Source organism: Caulobacter sp. GW821-FHT05F04 (genome assembly GCF_059419665.1).
This window is the reverse complement of the sequence record NZ_JBWKSF010000003.1, coordinates 111,490-129,960: the sequence shown is the minus strand read 5'-3', so window position 1 is coordinate 129,960 and position 18,471 is coordinate 111,490. Positions and strand designations below refer to the sequence as shown.

General features: G+C 69.5%; 18 protein-coding genes. 5 read left to right on the top strand and 13 right to left on the bottom strand.

Annotation, left to right across the window (positions count from 1 at the left end; genetic code table 11):
* Positions 1–22 precede the first annotated feature (22 nt).
* The 8 genes from AC07R7_RS09260 to AC07R7_RS09225 all read right to left on the bottom strand — a co-directional run bounded on the left by AC07R7_RS09260 (position 23) and on the right by AC07R7_RS09225 (position 8,351).
* Entirely contained in the window at positions 23–1,441 is a 1,419-nt protein-coding gene (locus AC07R7_RS09260; RefSeq protein WP_494634941.1) for an efflux transporter outer membrane subunit, read from the bottom strand.
* The gene (locus tag AC07R7_RS09255; RefSeq protein WP_492887742.1) at positions 1,438–2,319 is read right to left on the bottom strand and encodes an efflux RND transporter periplasmic adaptor subunit; all 882 of its coding nucleotides are present in this window, start codon (positions 2,317–2,319) and stop codon (positions 1,438–1,440) included. Before AC07R7_RS09255 ends, AC07R7_RS09260 begins: the two co-directional genes overlap by 4 nt.
* A gap of 12 nt (positions 2,320–2,331) precedes the next feature.
* On the bottom strand, positions 2,332–2,541 hold the full coding sequence (locus tag AC07R7_RS09250) for a DUF1656 domain-containing protein (RefSeq protein WP_492887741.1): 210 nt from the start codon (positions 2,539–2,541) through the stop codon (positions 2,332–2,334).
* The gene (locus AC07R7_RS09245) at positions 2,538–4,556 is read right to left on the bottom strand and encodes an FUSC family protein (protein WP_492887740.1); all 2,019 of its coding nucleotides are present in this window, start codon (positions 4,554–4,556) and stop codon (positions 2,538–2,540) included. The genes AC07R7_RS09250 and AC07R7_RS09245 overlap by 4 nt, the downstream gene beginning before the upstream one ends.
* Positions 4,557–4,568: 12 nt before the next feature.
* Positions 4,569–5,027, bottom strand: coding sequence for a MarR family winged helix-turn-helix transcriptional regulator (locus AC07R7_RS09240; RefSeq protein ID WP_492887739.1), 459 nt, complete (start codon positions 5,025–5,027; stop codon positions 4,569–4,571).
* A 111-nt stretch (positions 5,028–5,138) separates the two neighbouring features.
* Positions 5,139–6,146: a purine-nucleoside phosphorylase gene (locus tag AC07R7_RS09235; RefSeq protein ID WP_494634940.1), complete on the bottom strand. Its 1,008-nt coding sequence runs from the start codon at positions 6,144–6,146 to the stop codon at positions 5,139–5,141.
* 211 nt (positions 6,147–6,357) lie between these two features.
* Positions 6,358–7,221 (bottom strand): dienelactone hydrolase family protein, encoded by an 864-nt coding sequence (locus tag AC07R7_RS09230; protein WP_494634939.1) that lies wholly within the window; start codon positions 7,219–7,221, stop codon positions 6,358–6,360.
* 101 nt (positions 7,222–7,322) lie between these two features.
* Entirely contained in the window at positions 7,323–8,351 is a 1,029-nt protein-coding gene (locus tag AC07R7_RS09225; RefSeq protein WP_494634938.1) for a glycosylasparaginase, read from the bottom strand.
* A gap of 55 nt (positions 8,352–8,406) precedes the next feature.
* On the opposite strand from AC07R7_RS09225, the gene AC07R7_RS09220 reads away from it, so the two are divergent.
* Positions 8,407–9,144: a copper homeostasis protein CutC gene (locus AC07R7_RS09220; protein ID WP_494634937.1), complete on the top strand. Its 738-nt coding sequence runs from the start codon at positions 8,407–8,409 to the stop codon at positions 9,142–9,144.
* 65 nt (positions 9,145–9,209) lie between these two features.
* Here the strand turns inward: AC07R7_RS09220 and AC07R7_RS09215 are convergent, their stop codons facing one another.
* The 3 genes from AC07R7_RS09215 to AC07R7_RS09205 are packed head-to-tail and all read right to left on the bottom strand — an operon-like array spanning position 9,210 to position 11,827.
* Entirely contained in the window at positions 9,210–10,373 is a 1,164-nt protein-coding gene (locus AC07R7_RS09215; protein WP_494634936.1) for a glutathionylspermidine synthase family protein, read from the bottom strand.
* Positions 10,373–11,131, bottom strand: coding sequence for a PspA/IM30 family protein (locus AC07R7_RS09210; protein ID WP_492887733.1), 759 nt, complete (start codon positions 11,129–11,131; stop codon positions 10,373–10,375). The genes AC07R7_RS09215 and AC07R7_RS09210 overlap by 1 nt, the downstream gene beginning before the upstream one ends.
* Before the next feature lie 24 nt (positions 11,132–11,155).
* Positions 11,156–11,827 (bottom strand): YjfI family protein, encoded by a 672-nt coding sequence (locus tag AC07R7_RS09205; protein WP_492887732.1) that lies wholly within the window; start codon positions 11,825–11,827, stop codon positions 11,156–11,158.
* Between the two features lie 215 nt (positions 11,828–12,042).
* On the opposite strand from AC07R7_RS09205, the gene AC07R7_RS09200 reads away from it, so the two are divergent.
* From AC07R7_RS09200 to AC07R7_RS09185, 4 genes are all read left to right on the top strand, one after another.
* Positions 12,043–12,690, top strand: a complete 648-nt coding sequence (locus AC07R7_RS09200) for a YjfK family protein (protein ID WP_492887731.1) — start codon at positions 12,043–12,045, stop codon at positions 12,688–12,690.
* A 17-nt stretch (positions 12,691–12,707) separates the two neighbouring features.
* Positions 12,708–13,121, top strand: a complete 414-nt coding sequence (locus AC07R7_RS09195) for a DUF350 domain-containing protein (protein ID WP_492887730.1) — start codon at positions 12,708–12,710, stop codon at positions 13,119–13,121.
* A gap of 11 nt (positions 13,122–13,132) precedes the next feature.
* Positions 13,133–13,771, top strand: a complete 639-nt coding sequence (locus AC07R7_RS09190) for a DUF1190 domain-containing protein (RefSeq protein ID WP_494634935.1) — start codon at positions 13,133–13,135, stop codon at positions 13,769–13,771.
* 145 nt (positions 13,772–13,916) lie between these two features.
* On the top strand, positions 13,917–14,402 hold the full coding sequence (locus tag AC07R7_RS09185) for a hypothetical protein (protein ID WP_492887728.1): 486 nt from the start codon (positions 13,917–13,919) through the stop codon (positions 14,400–14,402).
* On the opposite strand, the gene AC07R7_RS09180 is transcribed toward AC07R7_RS09185, so the two are convergent.
* Both AC07R7_RS09180 and AC07R7_RS09175 read right to left on the bottom strand, forming a co-directional pair.
* Positions 14,399–14,896: a low molecular weight protein-tyrosine-phosphatase gene (locus AC07R7_RS09180; protein ID WP_494634934.1), complete on the bottom strand. Its 498-nt coding sequence runs from the start codon at positions 14,894–14,896 to the stop codon at positions 14,399–14,401. The genes AC07R7_RS09185 and AC07R7_RS09180 overlap by 4 nt on opposite strands.
* Complete coding sequence (locus tag AC07R7_RS09175; protein ID WP_494634933.1) at positions 14,881–18,465, bottom strand: hydantoinase B/oxoprolinase family protein; 3,585 nt, start codon at positions 18,463–18,465, stop codon at positions 14,881–14,883. The genes AC07R7_RS09180 and AC07R7_RS09175 overlap by 16 nt, the downstream gene beginning before the upstream one ends.
* Positions 18,466–18,471 lie beyond the last annotated feature (6 nt).

Below are 18,471 nucleotides of genomic sequence, written 5' to 3'. Positions count from 1 at the left end.
AGCCCAAAGTCGCAAGATCACGCTATCGTTCCCAGCCGCCGCCCAGAGCCAGGAACAGATTGACCTGGTCGGCGGCCACCTGACTGTCGGCCTCCGCCAGAGCCGCCTCCGACTGGGCCAGGGCGCGCTGGGCGTCGAGGCCGGCCAGGTACGGGCTGCGGCCGGCGCGGTAGAGGGTCTGGGCCTGGGTCTCGGCCAGAACGGCCTGGTCGCGAGCCGCCTTCAGAGCGGCTTGGCGCCGCAGGTCGTGGGCGTAGGCGTCGAGGCTGGTCTCGGTCTCGCGCAGCGCGGTCAGAACCACCCCGTCGAACCGGGCCAACGCGCCGTCGGCGCCGGCTTCGGCCTGGCGGATACGGGCCCGCTCGGCCTCGCCCGGCAAGGTCCAGGTGATCAGCGAGGTCAGGCCCCAGCGGTTGGCCGGCGCCTGGCCGATGTCGGCCAGGAGGCCCGTCGAGCCCGCGCCGAGGCCCAAGGTGACGTTCGGATAGAGCGCGGCCGTGGCGACGCCGATCCTGGCCGTGGCGCCGGCCAAGGTCCGCTCGGCCTGACGCACGTCGGGCCGGCGCTTCAGCAGGGCCGCGCCGTCGCCGACCGGGATCGCCTGGGCCAGAATCGGCGGGTGGACACAAGCCTCGACCGCCTTGGGAAACTCGGCCGGCGGCTTTCCGGTCAGGGTCGCCAGCCTGTAGAGCGCCGCGCGTCGCCGGCTCTGGTAGGTCGGCGGGCTAGCGCGGGAGAGATCCAGCTGGGCCTGGGCGCGGGACACGTCGACGGCCGTGCCCCTGCCCGCCCTCACCAGCTTGCGGGTGACGTCCAGGCCGCGCGACTGCAGGTCGACGGTGTGCTGAGCGACGGCCAGTTCGTGGCCGTTGGCGCAGGCCTCGACATAGGCGCGGGCGACGTCGGCGGCGACGCTGACGCGAGCCAGGTCAAGGGCGGCCTGGCTGGCCTCGGCGTCGGCATGGGCGGCCTCGGCGGCGCGCTTGATCCGGCCCACCAGGTCGACCTGGTAGGAGACCTTCACCCCGACATCCGCCAGGTTCTCGACCGGCAGCTGCTTGGTCAGGAGGTACTGCTCGCCGGACTCCCGCGAATGCATGGCGGCCGCCGAGGCGCCGAGCTTGAAGCCGCCCGCGTCGTCGGCCTCACCGGCGATGGCCTGGGACCGCGCCAGGTTGGCGGCGGCGACGCGCAGGTCGGTGTTGGCCCTCAAGGCCTCCTCGACCAGGCCGTTCAGCACCGGGTCGTCATAGAGCTTCCACCAGCCGGCTGGGACAGGGTCCTGGCTGACCGCCCTCGAGGCCGCGCCCAGGAACGGCCTCTGCGCCGTCGAGGCGTTGATCTTGGCCTCAGCGGGCAGCTTGTAGTTCGGCCCGACCGCCGTGCAAGCGGCCAGGGCCAGCAGCGAACCGACGAGCGCCAGCGCCTTCAGCGGGCTCATCGGCCGGCTCCCACCACCGCGACCGTGGCGGTGCGGCCGGCGATCAGGCGCAGGTCGCGCGGCGTCTGGTCCAGGGCCACGCGCACCGGCACCCGCTGGGCCAGGCGCACCCAGCTGAAGGTGGGGTTGACGTTGGGCAGCAGGTTGCCGCTGGCGGCGCGGTCGCGATCCTCGATGCCGGCGGCGATCGACTGGATGTGGCCTTTCAGCGGTCGGTCGTCCCCCATCACCTTGACGGTCACCGGCTGGCCGATGCGCAAGGACGACAGCTTGGTCTCCTCGAAATAGCCCTCGACCCGGAACGAGCGGGAGTCGATCAGCGCCAGGACCGGCTTGCCGGCGGTGACGTAGTCGCCTGTGCGCAGGGTGAGGTCCGAGAGGAAGCCGTCGGTCGGGGCGGACACCACCGTGCGTTCCAGGTTCAGCGCCGCGACGTCGCGGGCCGCCAGGGCCTGGGACAGGGCCGCCTGGCTCTGCTCGACCTTGGACAGGCTCTGCTCGGTGACTTCGCCGGCGACCAGTTCGCCGAGGGTTCGGTTGCGCGCTAGTTCGCGGCGGGCCTGGGCCAGGGTCACACGCTGAGCCTCGACGGCGGCGTCGGCCTGGCGCAGGGCCAGGGCATAGCGATCGCGGTCGACATAGAACAGCGGCTGGCCAGCCTTGACCGTCTGGTCGTTGACGGCGTCGACGCGGGTGACTAGGCCCGAGACGTCGGGAGCTACCTGCACGACATCGGCCCGGACGCGGCCGTCGCGGGTCCAGGGATCAACCTGGTAGTGGGTCCATAGCGCCTTACCGCCGACCAGGGCGGCGATGACGACAACGCCGGTGACGGCGGCGCGGGCTGTGGTCGGTAGAACGGTCTTCAACGGAGGCATGCGGTCCGAACTTCAGAATTTCAGGGGCGAAGGGACCGCCACGACGACGGCCCAGAGGATGACGAACAGGGCGGTGTCGAACAGCGCCGGGTGCCAGACCAAGCGATAGGCCCCGACCTTCGACAGCACGCGACGCAGCACGAACGACGCGGCCAGCGCGATCACGGCCGAGACCAGGACGGAGGACAGGAAGACCCCGTCGATAGCGAACTCGCCGATCATCGGGCGATCTCCGGAACGAAGGCGGGAGCCTCCGGGAACAGGTTGCGGCGAAGGCCAACCAGGCCGGCCACGCCCTGCACCGCCGAGGCGGCCGGGACGCTCAACAGGCCACGCAGAGCCGCGTCGAGGCGGACCAGCAGGTCATCGTTGGGCTTCCGGACGGCTCCGGCCGCCAGGGCCGCGAAATAGTCGCCGACGCCGTCAAGCGCGGCGTCCAGCCGGTCCTTGCCCTCTGGCGGCAGGTCCGGCCGGGCGGTCTGGACGGCGACCAGGTTCATGCCAACCCGCAGGTCGCGCAGGGCGTCGACGCCGACGAAGTCGTGGCGCCGGCCGGCGTCGGCCAGCTTGGGGGTCAGTATGCCCAGGCGGTCGACCAGGATGGCGGCGAAGGCGGCCGGTTCCGGCGCCTGGCGGGCGCGAGCCAGGCGGGCCAGGCCCCTCCAGGTGCGGACCAGCAGGCGCCGGGCGCTGGCGTCCACGCCCATCGAGCGCAGACCGGCCGTGACGATGATCGCGAACAGCAGACCGACGAACTGGCCCAGATTGCCGTTCAGGAAGCTCGCGAAGTCGGCGCTGAACGTCTCCTGCAGGGCCAGGGCGTTGAAGAAACCCATCAACACGGCCAGGGCCGCGCCAGCCCGGCGCGGGTCGGGGATGTAGAGGCCCAGGAACAGCAGCGGCGGGGCCATGGTCAGGACCAGCAGCGGAAAGCCGTCGATCGCGGGCAAGATGGCGAACATGTAGATCGCCGACAGCGGCAGGGAGAGCAGGGTGTAGACGCCGAAGCTCTTGATGGCCGGAACCGGATCGTCCATCGCCGCGAAGAAGCAGCAGAACACGGCCGCCATGACCGGGGCGGCGGCGCCGTCGCCCCAGCCGGCCAGGATCCAGGTCGCGCAGGAGAGCAGGATGGCGATCGCCGCCGCCCCGCCCGACAGCAGGGCCAGCGGCAGGTCGGCGTGCATCGCGCGTTGAGCCTTGACGCGGGTCGAGGCTTCCAGGCCCGGCGACAGCGGCGCATCGGGATCCTCTAGGCGCGCCATCAGGGCGTGGCCCTCGGCCAGCGCCCGAACGGTCGCGGACAGGCGCGCCAGCAGGCTCTCGATCAGCAGGGCCGACCACGCCGAGCCGCGGCGGTGGGCGGCCAGCCTGTCCAGGCGCTCGATCAGGTCAAGGCCCCGGTCGCGGGGCGAGCCGGCCTCGATCCAGGCCGTGACGGCGTTCAGGGCGGCGCGAACGCGGTCGTCGCGAACCTCGCGCAGGGCCTCCATTCGGTCGGCCAGGCCCGACAGCAGCGGGATCAGCAGCAGCATGCGCTCGTGCAGAGCGCTGACGACGCCGGAGGTCTCGCGCAGGCGCGAGGTGTCGAACGGCAGGTGGACGGCCAGCATCTGGATCTCGCTGGCGGCGGCCGCCAGGTGGCGGCGATCGCGGGCGATGGCCTCGCCGTTCTCGCCGTGCAGCACGTCCAGCGCCCAGTGGTCGGCCTCGCCCAGCCAGGTGGAGAGGCGTTGCTTCAGCACCGTTCCGACCGGACGCGGAAAGACCAGGCTATGAACCAGGGTGGCGCAGAGAATGCCCAGGCCGATCTCGATCACCCGCGAGACGGCGACGTCGAAGATCGCGCCGGGCTGGTTGACGCTGGGAAAGCCGATGATCGCGGCCGTGTAGCCGGACAGCATCAGGAGGTAGCTGCGCGGGGTGCGGTCCAGCAGCGAGATGGTCAGGCAACCGCCGACCCACAGGGCAAGGGCCAGGCACAGCAGCACCGGCGCGTTGACGAGATTGGGCACGAGGGCGACGGCGGCGGCCGCGCCGAGCACGGTGCCCAGCACGCGGTAAACCGCCTTGGAGCGCACGGCCCCGGCCAGCGGCTGGCTGACGATATAGGCCGTGGTCATCGCCCAATAGGGACGGGGCAGACCCAGGGCGAAGCCGATATAGAGGGCCAGCATCGCCCCCGCGAAGCTGTTCGCCGAGAACAGCAGCGTATGCCGATCGAACTTGGGGAACATGGTGGAAGCGCTCTACGCCCCCTGCCCGGCAGCCGCGTTCAAGGCGGCCTCGAACGCGCTGAAGGTCCGTACGGCGGCGGCGAGATCCGCGTCGCTGACGTCGGCCAGCAGCTGAGCCCGCACCACCTGCACGGCATCCTCGACCACCGCGGCCAGCGCCTGGCCGTCGGTCGTCAGGTGCAGGGTCTTGGCGCGCTTGTCGGAAGGATCGTCGCGGCGCTCGACCAGACCCGCCTGGCTCAACTGATCGAGAATCCGGACCAAGGACGGCCCCTCCACCCCGATCTCCTCGGCCAGCATGCCCTGGCGCATGCCGCCGCCCGCGCGGGCGATGTGCAGCACCGGCATGGCTTTGGCGTCCGAGATGCCGTGGGCGGCCAGGGCGCGGTTGACCTCGCGCCGATAGACCCGCGCCAGGCGCAGCAGACCCTGGGCGAAGGCGCGTTCATCGAGGGTGCGAATGGCGATCATGGAACGAAGGTCAATTAAATAGGTAGCTTCCTATCTAAATTAGATAGCATCCTACCTATCTCATCGCAAGAGCGCCGCAGGGGAATTCCGGGAAGCCGTCGCGAGGTGGGCTCAGAGGGGCGGCGGGCCCTCCCGCCAGCGCGGCCAGTCGGCGACGATGTGGTCCACAATGCGCGACCCGACCGCGCCGATATTGGCGACGGTCTCGGCGAAGCCGCCGGCTGTTTGCCCCGGCGCCGGGTCGAGGTGCTGCAGGGTTGTTTCCCCCGGCGCGCCCTGGTCGAAGTTGACCGCCCCGCGCAGGCTCAAGATGCGCCCTGTTCCCCATTGGCGCTTGATCACCAGGGCCAGGGCGGCGGCCTCCATCTCGGTGATCACATAGTCGTCGGCGCCGTAGAGCTTGGCGATGGACTGGGCTTCCTTCGACAGGCCCGGGCCATGGAAGAAGGTGTCGCCGGTCATGTGCGTGCCGACCATGACCGAGGGCGCCGCGCGCGCCCGGGCGTCGGCATAGCGCATGCGGTAGCGGCGGGCGTCGTCGCTGTCCTGCATGGGAGCGCCCTTGGACCAGCGCACGGCCCAGCCGACCAGGGTCGGGTCGAGTTGGAAGCGGCGGTACTCTTCGTAGCCGGCCCGCGGCATGAAGGTCGGCGCGCCGGCCGTGTTCTCCGCCGGCGCCCAGCGATGGCCGAGGTCATAGTCGACCAGCCAGGTCGCCCAGGAAACGTCGCCGATCGTCCCGCGCGAAGGCGGCGTCCCGCCGACGCCGCTGAGAACGAAATAGGCCTGCGAGAAGTCATAGGCCGGATCCAGCAGGATGGCCTGCATCGAGGCCGACGCATTGACCTTGCCCATGCCCAGGGTCGAGCCGCAGACCCCGTCGGGGTTGCAGTAGACGGGCTTCAGAGCGCCCTTGACGATCTTGGGCGCGCTCTGGCGCCAATAGCGCTCGTACCAGGGCTGGAACTCGCCGGCGCGGTCGCCGGTGTTCTCGCCGATCTCGAACATGGCGGCGACGAAGACCTTGACCTTGATCGGGGCGGTGGCGGGGGTGGGAACTTGCGCCTTGGCGCCGCCCGCGAGGGCAAGCGCGGCGAGAACGGCGGCCAGCAGTCTCACGCGTTCGCTCCGGCGATCTGGACGTCCTGTCGGGCGGTGTCAGTCATGGCTCGACGCTATCGATGCATCGTCCGGATGCGTCAACGCCCACGACGACGGGACGGCGGAGTTCCAGTCGCGAGGGCAGGCCCTGCCTGTTCTCTGCGCGATTTCGAGGCTGTGCGGCGCGCCTCCCTCCCCCGTCCGGCGAGAGAGGCGCGACGCGACGTTCCTAGGCCAGCGCCTTCTTGTACAGCGCCAGCAGGTTGGCCCAGGCCGTCTCGGCGGCGGCCTCGTTGTAGACTTGGCTGCCCTTGACGGTCCAACCGTGGGCGGCGCCGGCGAAGACCTCGACCTGGGCCGGCCGCTTGGCGGCCTCGAAGGCGGCCTTCAGCTTGTCCTTGGCGGTGGGGTCCTGCTTGTCGTCGTTGTCGGCGATCTCGATCAGGTAGCTGGCGTGGGTCTTGGGGATCAGCAGGTGCGGGCTGTCCTCCTTGTCCGTGACCAGACCGCCGCCGTGGAAGCTGGCGACCGCGCCGATCCTGGCCGGGACTGCGGCGGCCGTGCGGAACGACAGCGGACCGCCCATGCAGTAGCCCTGCACGCCGGCCTTCTTGGCCTTGTCGGTCTTCGACTGGGCGTCGAGGAAGGCGATGTAGGCCGCCGCGTCCTTGAACGTGCCTTCCGTGGTCACCGAGGCGCGCAGCGGCGTCAGCTTGGCGCGATCGTCGGGGTTGGCGAAGTTGAACGTCCCCTCGACCACCGGCGCCTTCTTGACGCGGTAATAGAGGTTAGGGACCAGCACCACATAGCCGGCCGCGGCCAGGCGGCGGCCCATGTCGCGGAACACCGGCCGCAAGCTCATGACGTCGGGCCACAGCAGCACCGCCGGGTACTTGCCCTTGGCCTTCGGATAGAACAGCGCCGCGTCCGCCACGCCGTCGGGCGTCTTCACCTCGACGTCCTTCTCCTCGACCGTGTCGTCGGCGCGGGCGACCGTGGCGACGCCGGTGGCCGCGACTGTCAGCAGGCCGAAGGCGCGGCGCGAAAGGCGGGGGTCGTGAACGAGGCCTGGGTGGATGTCGTCATCGCACATGGCGGTCTCCTCCGAATGATGGGAGCGGCACGCTATAACCGCGTTATCCCGCCGCATACCCTCTTTCCAAGGCGCCCCGCGGGTCGCCTTGCTGGCCCTCTTTAGGCGCCCAACTGATAGGTCGCCTTGCCGGGCAGCAGCAGGTCCTGCTTCCTGCCGTCGCACAGGGCGTAGCTGAAGCCGCTCTGGATCGCCCAGGCCCCGACCTCGCCCTTCTTGTTGACGGCCAGGAAGCCGACCTGGAAGGCCTTGGCGTTCGGCTTCTTCTTGAGGATGCGCTCGACGGCCTCGCGGCAGGCGGCCTCGGGCGAACGGCCCTGGCGCATCAGTTCCACGACCAGGAAGCTGCCGACATTGCGGATCACCTCCTCGCCGACCCCGGTCGAGGTGGCGCCGCCGACCTCGTTGTCGACATAGAGGCCCGCGCCGATGATCGGACTGTCCCCGACCCGGCCGCGCATCTTCCAGGCCATGCCGCTGGTGGTGCAGGCGCCGGCGATGTTTCCCTTGGCGTCGATGGCCAGCATGCCGATGGTGTCGTGGTTATTGGCCCCGCCCGGCGTGCCCAGCTGGCCGGAAGTCTTGCCGTAGTCGCCGACCTCGCTGTTGGCCGTGGGCTGGTACTTGGCGTCCTTCTTCCAAGCTTCCCAGGCGATCCTGGATTCCGGGGTCAGCAGTTCCTCGCGCGGGAAGCCTTGCTCCAGCGCGAACTGCAGGGCGCCGGCTCCGACCAGCATCACGTGCGGGGTCTTCTCCATGACCTTTCGCGCGACCGAGATCGGGTGGGCGATGTGCTCCAGGGCCGCGACCGCGCCGCAGTTGCCCAGCTCGTCCATGATGCAGGCGTCCAGCGAGACGTGGCCGTCGCGGTCGGGATAACCGGCGCGGCCGACGCTGTGGTTCTTCAGGTCCTGCTCGGGCACGCGCGCGCCGGCCTCGACGGCGTCCAGCGCCCGGCCGCCCCTGGACAGCACCGCCCAGGCGGCCTGGTTGGCGGCGACCCCGAAGTCCCAGGTGGAGATGACGCAAGGGCCGTCCAGCTTGACGCCGCCCTCCGCGGCGGACGCCTTCGCGCCCAGCATCGCCGATCCGACCAGGGAGGCGCCGATCAGGCCTCTACGATTCATCATGCTCGTGTGCTCCAACAAGATCGCGCGAATCCCTAGCACGACCTGGAGCAGGACCATGACCGCCACCCGCATTCTTCTGGAAGTCTGCGTCGACACGCCCGCCGGACTGGCGGCGGCGATCGCCGGCGGCGCGGATCGGATCGAACTTTGCGCGGCCCTGGCGCTGCAGGGTCTGACCCCCGCCCCCGGCCTGATGGCCCAGGCGGCCAGCGCGCCGATCCCGATCTATCCGATGATCCGTCCCCGGAATGGCGACTTCTGCTATGACGCCGGCGACCTGGATCACATGCGGCGGGACATCGACGCGGTGCGCGAATATGGCCTCGCCGGCGTGGTCATTGGGGCCAACCTCCCTGACGGCCAGCTGGATCTGGACGTGCTGGAAATGCTGGTCGAGCATAGCCAGGGGCTGGGCCTAAGCCTGCACCGCGCGTTCGACCTCGTTCCCGAACAGTCCGTGGCCCTGGAGGCGGCGATCGCCCTGGGCTTCGAGCGGGTGCTGACCTCGGGCGGCGCCCTGACGGCGCAAGCGGGCGCGGAGCGGATCGCCGAGCTAGTCCAGCAGGCCGACGGCCGGATCGGCATCCTGGCCGGGGCTGGCGTGCGGCCATCGAACGTGGCCGAACTGGTGAGGCGGACCGGCGTGCGCGAGGTGCACGGCTCGTTCAGCGGTCAGATCCCCGGCGCGGCGCCAGGCTCCAAGCTCGGCGAGATGGGTTTCGTGCCGCCGGAGCTGCGGGACACGGATGAGGCGGCCGTCGCGGAAGCGGCGCGGATTCTCCGCGACCTCTGAAACAGATGGCGAGCGCCGCGCTTGGTCCTCATCCTGAGCTTGTCGCAGGTCGAGGGTTCGGCCCCTTAGCCCTCGATGATATGCGGGATGAACCGCGAGCGGTCCCGCGTCACCCGGCCGCGGTCCTCGCGCACGCCGATCCCGGCCGGCTGGTCGCCGATGACCCATGAACCCACCACGGGATAGTTCACGCCGAACTTGGGCGGGGCTTTAAGTTCCTGGCGGATCCAGCCTTCCTCGCCATAGCCTTGGTCGAGCACCCGGCCCCTGCGGCCGTCCTTCCAGAGCTCGACATTGGCGCCCTCGCGGCTGAACAAAGGCTTGCGGGCGTAGCTGTTGCCCAACCGCTCGACCTTGGGATCGTCATCGAAATAGGTCTCGAGCAGGTTCGGGTGGCCCGGATGGCGCTCCCACAACAGCGGCAGCAGCGCCTTGTTCGACAGCACCGCCTTCCACGGCGGCTCCAGGAACAGGGTCTTGGAGCCGGCGATGTTAGCCGCGTACGGCTCGCGCAGCATGTCCTCCCAGGGGTACAGCTTGAACATCGCGCCGACGATGTAGTTGTCCTGGTCGACGAAGCGGCCGTCAGCGTCCAAGCCGATGGCCGTCATCGGCACGAACTTCGGCTCCAGGCCCGCCAGCCGGGCCATGTCCTCCAGGAACCGCACGGTCTGGCGGTCCTCGACGAAGTCGGGATCGCTGGCGAAGTGGACGAAGCCGCCGTTCGGGAAGATCGCCTTGAAACGCTCGGCCAGTTGGTCGTGCAGGCTGTTGAACTGGTCTGTGCTCTCCGGCAGCAGGCCTTGCTGGATCAGGTCCTCCAGCCACAGCCACTGGAACACGCCGGCCTCATAGATGCTGGTCGGGGTGTCGGCGTTGTACTCGTAGAGCTTGGGCGGCCCGGCCCCGTCGTAGAAGAAGTCGAAGCGGCCGTAGAGCGACGGATCGCGCCCCGCCCACGAGGCGGCGACCAGGTCGCGAGACGCTTCCGGTATCTGCAGACGCGCCATCAGGGCGTCGCTCTTCACCGCGTCGTCGACCAGATCCAGACACAGCTTGTGCAGCGCCTCGGTCGCGGGCTCCAGATGGCCCTCGACCTCCTCCAGCGTAAAGGCGTAGGCGGCCCGTTCGTCCCAGTAGCGACGACCGTCCGCGTGATGCCAGGTGAAGCCGACCGCCTCGGCCTTGGACTTCCAGTCCGGTCGAGGCGTCAGGGTGAGACGGCGCATCAGGCGTCCGAGCCGTCCTTGTTGGCTTTCACCTTGTCCTCGATGGCCAGCATCGGAGCGGGCAGAGCCTCGTCCTTCGGCGCCATCAGGCGGGCCAGCACGTCTTCGGCGCCGCCACTGCCCGGCAGGATGCCGGCGGCCGCCAGCTTGGCGTCCAGATCCGCGCCAGTCTTGCGGTCTTCCGACTCGCTGTGCAGGCGGAACTGCTCCTCGCGGACCGACTGACGCTCCTTGATGCGCTTGAGGCTGTCGGCGGCCGAGCCGACGACGCCGCTGGCCGACCCCGAGCGCGAGATCACCGCGGCCTGAGCCTTCTGGACGCTCTCGTTGACCTTCACGATCTCGATCTCGCGACGCAGCGCTTCGACCTTGGTGTCGGTCTGGGCGATGATCGTGCGCAGCTTTTCCTCGGCCGTGCGCAGCTCGGTCATCTGCGTGGCCTTCTGGCCCGCGTCCTTCTCGAGGTCGGCGATGCGCTGGGCAACTTCCAGGGCCAGGGCCTGGTCGCCCTTGTTCATCGCCGCGCGGGCCGAGGACTCGTACTTGCGCGACTGGTCGGTCAGCTGGGCGACCTCGGTCTCCAGCGAACGGCGGCGAGCGACCAGCTTGGCCAACTCGTCCCGGGCCTTGCCTTGGGCGTTGTCGGCGTCGCGGATTTCCTGGTCCAGGATCCTCAGCGCGTTGGCGTCCACGATGGTCTGCGCGCCGTCGTGCGCGGTCCCACGGAACAGGGCCGAGAGCTTGCTCCAGATCGACATCAGTAAGTCTCCAGGTCCGGTTCTTTAAGCGGCCGTCGCGCGGCTTTTTTCGAAGGTGTCGCGCAGATCGCTGGCGGCGGCGATGGCGTTGTCGGCCAGGGTGCGCAGCTCGATGATCAGCGTCTGCAGGGTGGTCTTGGACGAGATCTCGCCCATCAGCTCGTAATAGTCACGACCGTCGACACTGGTGATGCCGAAATTCGACAGTGGCACGATCTTCTGGGCCTTCAGCAGGAACTCGTTGAAGGCCGCGCGGTCGTTCTGCTCGTCGCAGGGCCACAACAGGGTCGATACGACCAGTTGCAGCTCGCCGCCGCTGACATAGATCGGCAGATCGCCGAACTCGTGCATCGTGACCTGAAGCACGGGCTCGACGCCCTCGACGACGGTGGCGGTCATCTCGCCTTCGCGCACGAGGGCGCTTTCCACCAGCGCGTCGCGCAAGTTGTGGATCGTCCAGGCGGTATCGATAACGGAGTCCATGTGTCTGACGCCCTTGGGGGGATGGGGGTTGGTTGCCAGGGTCGGGCCACGAACCGACTCGACGACGATCGCCTGCACGGCCGAAAGGATATCGGGCTTGCACGCCGCCGGCGCCCAGACCTCGATCTTCACGAAGCCGGCGTTCCGGCGGGCTTCGCGCCACGCTCGGGTTCTTTCAGCGGCCTGGGCGCTTCGGGTCGGTTTGGCAGGCATGCGTTACATGTACGCATAACATGTACGCTTGACAAGGCGTCGTTCGGCGCCATCCTGCGCGTTAAGTTCACCCCCGTGCGTGGCTCGCCACGCTCAGTGTGCTTGGGTCGGACCTTGTTCCTTGAACAAGGCCAGGGCAAGCGCGCCGTCGGGCAATTCGGCGTCGCTTGTCAGATAAGCGGCCCGAGCAGGTTTTTGAGGGCACGCGCACCGCGATGTTCGGAAAGCTTTTCGGCAACAAAGGCGGCGAGGCTAGGCCCGCCCTGCCCGTGATCCGCAATGTCACGATCGGCCGGACCGTGGTGCTGGATCCGCTGGCCTGGCGCCGGTTCGGAGCCGAGACCAAGTTCGCCCTCGACCGCGACACGCTGGAGATCACCGCCCAGGGCCTGATCCAGCTGAACGACGGCGCGTTCGTGCATCGCTTCTATACGGACGACGAGATCCTGTTCCAGGTCGTGTCGGACGACCGCGAGGGCCAGAAGGCCAACGACTTCACCGTCTTCGTCCCGTGGGCCAGCGAATATCCCGCCGACCGCGCCGACCGCGACCTCTGGACCCAGCGCCTGCGCGCCCGCGCGTTCCAGCCCGAGGGCCTGCCCGCCTATACCCGCCTGTGGTTCGGCGAAGAGGCCGCGGAGCAGGATCCGGTGACCCTATGGGAAGACGTCTATTACAACCGCGACGCCGATCGGCCCGACCGACGCCTCTTCCAGACCACCATGCTGTTCAACCGCGACCTCGCCGGCGGCGACGGGCGCGAGCTGCTTCTGGCCCTGACCTTGGAGCCCGAGGACAGCAAGGACATCAGCCACGAGACGATGATCGGCCTGCCGCTGTCGGTGGGTGAGTTCAGGGCCTAGGTAGGGGACAAACCCAGATGTTCGACTTCACCAGTTTCCAGGACGGCGCGACCGCGTTCCTGCTGGCCTTCGTCGTGGCCGGCCTGTTCACGATCGCCTTCAAGTACATCTACCAGTGGGTGACGCCCTACAACGAGAAGACCCTGATCCGGGCGGGCAACACCTCGGCGGCCATCGCCCTGGCCGGCGCGCTGATCGGTTACGCCCTGCCGCTGGCTTCGGCCCTGAGCCACACGGTCAGCCTGCCGGAGCTCGCCGCCTGGGCGACCTTGGCGGGGATTATCCAGATCGCCGCGTTCACCGGCGTGCGCCTGATCGCCCTGCCCGACGTCAAGGCGCGGATCGAGGCCAACGAGGTCTCGATCGGCATCTATCTGGCCGGCATCTCGATCGCGGTCGGCCTGTTGAACGCCGCCTGCATGACCTCTTGAGGACCTGAGCGATGACCCCGCGCAAACGCTCGAGCTCGCTGAAGCTGACCACCATGCTGGCCGGCGCCACGGCCCTGACCCTGTCCGGGTGCGACGATCCCGCCGGCCAGGCCAGCTGGGATCCCAACAAGGGCGAGCAGGTCGAGGCCTTCAGCTACAAGACCCTGGAAGAGTGCAAGGCGGCCAACGAGGTCTCCGACACCCAGTGCGACACCTCCTACGCCGCCGCCCAGAAGGACGACGCCAAGGACGCCCCGCGCTACGAGGCCCGCGCCTCGTGCGAGGAGGTCTACGGGGCCGGCAACTGCGTGCCGCGCAGCTACAACAACGGCGGCAACTTCTTCACGCCCCTGCTGGCCGGCTTCGTGATCGGCCGGATGCTGGACGGCGGCGGCTATCGCGGCACCGGCCTCTATCGCCAGGACGACCGCTATGGCGGCGGCTACTATTCGACCTGGGGGGGGCGCCTGGGCCGCGACTACAGCACCGGCCGGCAGGTCATCAGCCGCGAGAGCATCGACCCGCCCGACGCGATCCGCAACGCCCCGCCCAAGGTCCAGACCCGCACTTCCGTGGTCTCGCGCGGCGGCTTCGGCGGCGGTCGCAGCTACGCCCACAGCGGCAGCTATAAGGGCGGTTTCGGCGGCTAGATCGGACGGACGCGTTTTTGCAATTGACTCGCAACTAGACATCCCATTTAGTTGCGATGTGTTCGCAAGAACGCGTCGGGCCGCTCACCGAAATCGGTTCGCCACGGCGGGTGTCGGCCCCCTGCTTGGCGAGGAGATTTCCGGCGTGCGGCCCGACCCTTTCTCAGAGACCCACCTGAACCATTGCGGCCCTGTCGGCCTGGCCGACGGCGAGCGGATCCTGCTCTGGATGCTCCGCCAATGGGTCACCGCCCGCGTGCTGGGCGAAGAACCGGGTCAGCGGCTGTCGAAGAAGGCCGGAGCCCTGGTCTCGCCCCGCGTGGCGACCGCCTTCATCCTGATGATGAGCGCCATTGAAGGCCAGGTCCGCCGTCCGCTCTGCGTCTCCGCGCCTTGCTGCGAGGGCTATGCGGACGACGAACAGCGCCTGATCACCGCCTGCGGCGTCTGCCCCGCCTCGCCCGAGATCGCCGGCCGCCTGATCGAGGACCTGGTGATCACGCCCGAGAGCGTGACGGTGATGGCGCGGTTCCTGAACACGGCCCTGGCCAATGACGGCATGGCGCTGCCGATGCGGTTCGATGAGCCCGAGGTGGTGGTTTCGCACGCGCGGCGGCCGACGCTGCACTAGGCCCGAGACCAGCCCTCATCCACCAGCCGCCGCGCCAGCGCTTGGGCCGCCTGCACGACGTCACTCCAAGTCACGTCGAACCCGGCGTCGTCGCCGTAGTAAGGATCGGCCACGGCCCGCCCCCGATGCCCCTCGACCAGATCCAGCAACAGCCCGACCTCGGCGGTCGCATCGGACGGCGCGACCTGCAGCAGGCCGCGCAGGTTGTCGTGGTCCAGGGCGTAGATGTGGGTGAAGATCCGGAAGTCGTCAGGCTTCACCTGACGCGCCTTCAGGCCGCCAATGTCGACGCCGTTACGCCGCGCCACCGCGATGGCGCGCGGATCCGGCGGATCGCCCCTGTGCCAGCCGCCGGTGCCCGCGCTGTCGACCATGACCTCCAGGCCCAGCCGATCGGCTTCCGCCCGGAACGCGCCCTCGGCCAGGGGCGAGCGACAGATGTTGCCCATGCAGACGAACAGCACGCTGGCCTTGGCCATCAGGCTTCTCCCCAACCGCCGCCGCCCGGCGTCTCGATGACGATCGCGTCGCCCGCGCCGACCTCCACGAGATCGGTGGCGGCCATAGGCTGGACCGTTCCGTTGGCGCGCTCGACCCACGCCTTGCCGACCTGGCCCGCGCCCCCGCCCCGCAGGCCGAACGGCGGCACGCGGCGGCGATTGGACAGCAAGGTCGCGGTCATCGGCTCGCGGAAGCCGATCCTGCGCACGACGCCGTCGCCGCCGCGATGCGCGCCCGCCCCGCCCGAACCGCGCCGGATCGAGAACGCCTCGACCAGCACGGGATAGCGGGTCTCCAGCACCTCGGGATCGGTCAGGCGGCTGTTGGTCATGTGGGTCTGGACCGCGTCGGTCCCGGCGAAGTCCGGCCCGGCGCCCGAGCCGCCGCAGATGGTCTCGTAGTACTGGCGCCGCTCGTCGCCGAAGGTGAAGTTGTTCATCGTCCCCTGGGCCCCAGCCATCACGCCCAGCGCGCCATAAAGGGCGTCGACCACCACCTGGCTGGTCTCGACATTGCCGGCCACCACCGCCGCCGGATAGCGCGGCCGCAGCATCGAGCCCTCGGGAATGACAAGCTCGACCGGCCGCAGGCAGCCGTCGTTCATCGGGATCTCGTCGTCGACCAGAGTGCGGAAGACGTACAGCGCCGCCGCCCGGCAGATCGAGGCCGGGGCGTTGAAGTTGGTCGGGACCTGGTCGCTGGTGCCGGTGAAGTCCACGCGGGCGGTGCGGGCCTGGCGGTCGACCGTAATGGCCACGCGGACCACCGCCCCGTCGTCCAGTTCGTAGGCGAACGATCCGCCTTCCATCTTCGCCAGCACGCGACGGACGGCCTCTTCGGCATTGTCCTGGACGTGGGCCATATAGGCTTCGACGACGTCCTGGCCGAATTCGGAGACCATGGAGGTCAGGGCCTCGGCGCCGCGGGCGCAGGCGGCGATCTGAGCCTTGAGGTCGCCGATGTTCTGGTCGGGGTTGCGCGCCGGCCACTTGCCCGAGGCCAGCAGGGCGCGGGTCTCGGCTTCCAGGAACCGGCCGCCCTCGACCAGCAGGAAGTTCTCGATCAGGACGCCCTCTTCCTCGACCGTCTTGCTGGTCGGCGGCATCGAGCCCGGCGTGATGCCGCCGATGTCGCCCTGGTGCCCGCGCGCGGCGACGTAGAACAGCAGGGCTTGGCTTTCGTCGAACACGGGCATGACCACCGTCACGTCCGGCAGGTGGGTGCCGCCCTTGTAGGGGGCATTGAGCATGTAGGCGTCGCCCGGCCTCATGCCGCGGCCGTCGCCCTCGCGCGCCTCACGGATGGCCCGCACGCTGTCGCCCATCGAGCCCAGGTGCACCGGCATGTGCGGCGCGTTGGCGATCAGGTCGCCGTCGCGGCTGAACAGCGCGCAGGAGAAGTCCAGCCGCTCCTTGATATTGACCGAGTAGGCGGTGTTCTGGAGGGCGAAACCCATCTCCTCGGCCACGGCCATGAAGAGGTTGTTGAACACCTCCAGCATGACCGGGTCGGCCTCGGTCCCGATGGCCTTGCGGGCCGGCAGGGCGACGACGCGGTCGAGGATCAGGTTCAGGCGGGCGTCCACGGTCGCGCGCCAGCCGGGCTCGACGACCGTCGTGCCGGTGGCTTCGCGAATGATGGCCGGGCCGAGGATCTCGACGCCGACGGCCAGGGCCTCGCGGTCGAAGACCGGCGTCGTATGGCTCGCGCCCGCCATCCGGGTTTCGACCGTCGCCAGCGGCGTGGGTTCGCCCTTGGACGCGCCGGTCTCGAAATCCGGTTGCGCCCCGGCGTCCGAATGACCGATCGCCTCGACCGACAGAGTCTCGACCACCAGCGGCGTCGTCGGCGAGGTGAAGCCGAAGCGGCGTTGATGCAGCGCCTCGAAGTCCTCACGAACAGACGCCGCTTCGCCGAAGGATGTGACCAGCGGCGTGTCGGTCCCGGCGTACTTCACCCGCAGGCTGGCGACGGTCTCGACCGAGGCCATCGGCACGTCCTGGGCGCGCAAGGCCGCTTCCGCTTCCGCGGCCAGCACCTTCGCGCGATCGGCCAGGTCGCCCGCCTGGTCCAGCGGCCGCTCGACCGTCTCCTCGCGGATCAGGCGCAGGTCGGCCAGGCCCATGCCATAGGCGCTCAACACCCCGGCGAACGGGTGGATCATCACCTTGGTCATGCCCAGGGCGTCGGCCACCAGGCAGGCGTGCTGCCCGCCCGCCCCGCCGAAACAGGCCAGGACATAGCGGGTGACGTCGTAGCCGCGCTGGATCGAGATTTGCCGCACGGCCTTGGCCATGTTCTCGACGGCGATGGTGACGAAGCCTTCGGCCACGTCCTGCGGGGTCATGGCCTTGCCGGTCGCGGCTTCGATCTGGGCCGACACCGCCCTGAAGCCGGCCGCCACCGCATCGGCGTCCAGCGGCTGGTCGGCGTTGGGGCCGAACACCTTGGGGAAGAACTCCGGCCGCAGCTTGCCCAGCATGACGTTGCAGTCAGTGACCGTCAGCGGTCCGCCCCGACGATAGGCCGCCGGTCCAGGGACCGCGCCGGCCGAGGCCGGCCCCACCCGCAGCCGCGCGCCGTCGAAGCTGCAGATCGAGCCCCCGCCGGCCGCCACGGTATGGATGTTCATCATCGGCGCGCGCATCCGCACGCCGGCCACCACCGTCTCGAACGCCCGCTCGTACTGGCCGGCATAGTGGCAGACGTCGGTCGAGGTGCCGCCCATGTCGAAGCCTATGACACGATCAAAGCCGGCCTCGCCCGCCGTCCGCGCCATGCCGACCACGCCGCCGGCCGGGCCGGACAGGATGGCGTCCTTGCCCCGGAAGGCCCGCGCATCGGTCAGGCCGCCGTTCGACTGCATGAACAGCAGCCGGGTGTCACGACCCAGCGCATCGGCCACCTGGTCCACATAGCGGCGTAGGATCGGCGACAGATAGGCGTCGACCACGGTGGTGTCGCCGCGCCCGACCAGCTTCATCAGCGGGCTGACCTCGTGACTGACCGACACCTGGGTGAAGCCGATCCCGCGCGCGATCGCGGCGACCCGCGCCTCGTGGTCGGTGAAGCGGAAGCCGTGCAGCAGCACGATGGCGATGGCGCGGAAGCCTTCCTCGAAGGCCGCTTGCAGGCTCGCCCGCGCCGCGCCCTCGTCCAGCGGCCGCAGCGTCTGCCCCTCGACGCTCATCCGCTCGTCGATCTCGACGACGCGGTCGTACAGCGCTTCCGGCTTGACGATGTGGCGCTCGAACAGCTTGGGCCGCGCCTGGTATCCGATGCGCAGGGCGTCGGCGTGACCCGCCGTGATCGCCAGGACCGTCGGCTCGCCCTTGCGCTCGAGCAGGGCGTTGGTGGCGACGGTGGTGCCCATCTTCACCGCGTCGACGCCCGCGCCTTCCGGCAGCAGCGCCCGCACGCCCGCCACGGCGGCGTCGGCATAGTGCTCGGGATTCTCCGACAGCAGCTTGTGGGTCACCAGCGAACCGTCCGGCCGCCGCGCGACGATGTCGGTGAAGGTGCCGCCGCGGTCGATCCAGAATTCCCAGCCGCGAGCGGTCATCCACAT

What these genes read in the sequence shown, in the direction of transcription:
- AC07R7_RS09260 (WP_494634941.1), bottom strand. Translation starts at nt 1,441, where the DNA reads ATGAGCCCGCTGAAGGCGCTGGCGCTCGTCGGTTCGCTGCTGGCCCTG.
- AC07R7_RS09255 (WP_492887742.1), bottom strand. Translation starts at nt 2,319, where the DNA reads ATGCCTCCGTTGAAGACCGTTCTACCGACCACAGCCCGCGCCGCCGTC.
- AC07R7_RS09250 (WP_492887741.1), bottom strand. Translation starts at nt 2,541, where the DNA reads ATGATCGGCGAGTTCGCTATCGACGGGGTCTTCCTGTCCTCCGTCCTG.
- AC07R7_RS09245 (WP_492887740.1), bottom strand. Translation starts at nt 4,556, where the DNA reads ATGTTCCCCAAGTTCGATCGGCATACGCTGCTGTTCTCGGCGAACAGC.
- AC07R7_RS09240 (WP_492887739.1), bottom strand. Translation starts at nt 5,027, where the DNA reads ATGATCGCCATTCGCACCCTCGATGAACGCGCCTTCGCCCAGGGTCTG.
- AC07R7_RS09230 (WP_494634939.1), bottom strand. Translation starts at nt 7,221, where the DNA reads ATGTGCGATGACGACATCCACCCAGGCCTCGTTCACGACCCCCGCCTT.
- AC07R7_RS09225 (WP_494634938.1), bottom strand. Translation starts at nt 8,351, where the DNA reads ATGATGAATCGTAGAGGCCTGATCGGCGCCTCCCTGGTCGGATCGGCG.
- AC07R7_RS09220 (WP_494634937.1), top strand. Translation starts at nt 8,407, where the DNA reads ATGACCGCCACCCGCATTCTTCTGGAAGTCTGCGTCGACACGCCCGCC.
- AC07R7_RS09215 (WP_494634936.1), bottom strand. Translation starts at nt 10,373, where the DNA reads ATGCGCCGTCTCACCCTGACGCCTCGACCGGACTGGAAGTCCAAGGCC.
- AC07R7_RS09210 (WP_492887733.1), bottom strand. Translation starts at nt 11,131, where the DNA reads ATGTCGATCTGGAGCAAGCTCTCGGCCCTGTTCCGTGGGACCGCGCAC.
- AC07R7_RS09205 (WP_492887732.1), bottom strand. Translation starts at nt 11,827, where the DNA reads ATGCCTGCCAAACCGACCCGAAGCGCCCAGGCCGCTGAAAGAACCCGA.
- AC07R7_RS09200 (WP_492887731.1), top strand. Translation starts at nt 12,043, where the DNA reads ATGTTCGGAAAGCTTTTCGGCAACAAAGGCGGCGAGGCTAGGCCCGCC.
- AC07R7_RS09195 (WP_492887730.1), top strand. Translation starts at nt 12,708, where the DNA reads ATGTTCGACTTCACCAGTTTCCAGGACGGCGCGACCGCGTTCCTGCTG.
- AC07R7_RS09190 (WP_494634935.1), top strand. Translation starts at nt 13,133, where the DNA reads ATGACCCCGCGCAAACGCTCGAGCTCGCTGAAGCTGACCACCATGCTG.
- AC07R7_RS09175 (WP_494634933.1), bottom strand. Translation starts at nt 18,465, where the DNA reads ATGACCGCTCGCGGCTGGGAATTCTGGATCGACCGCGGCGGCACCTTC.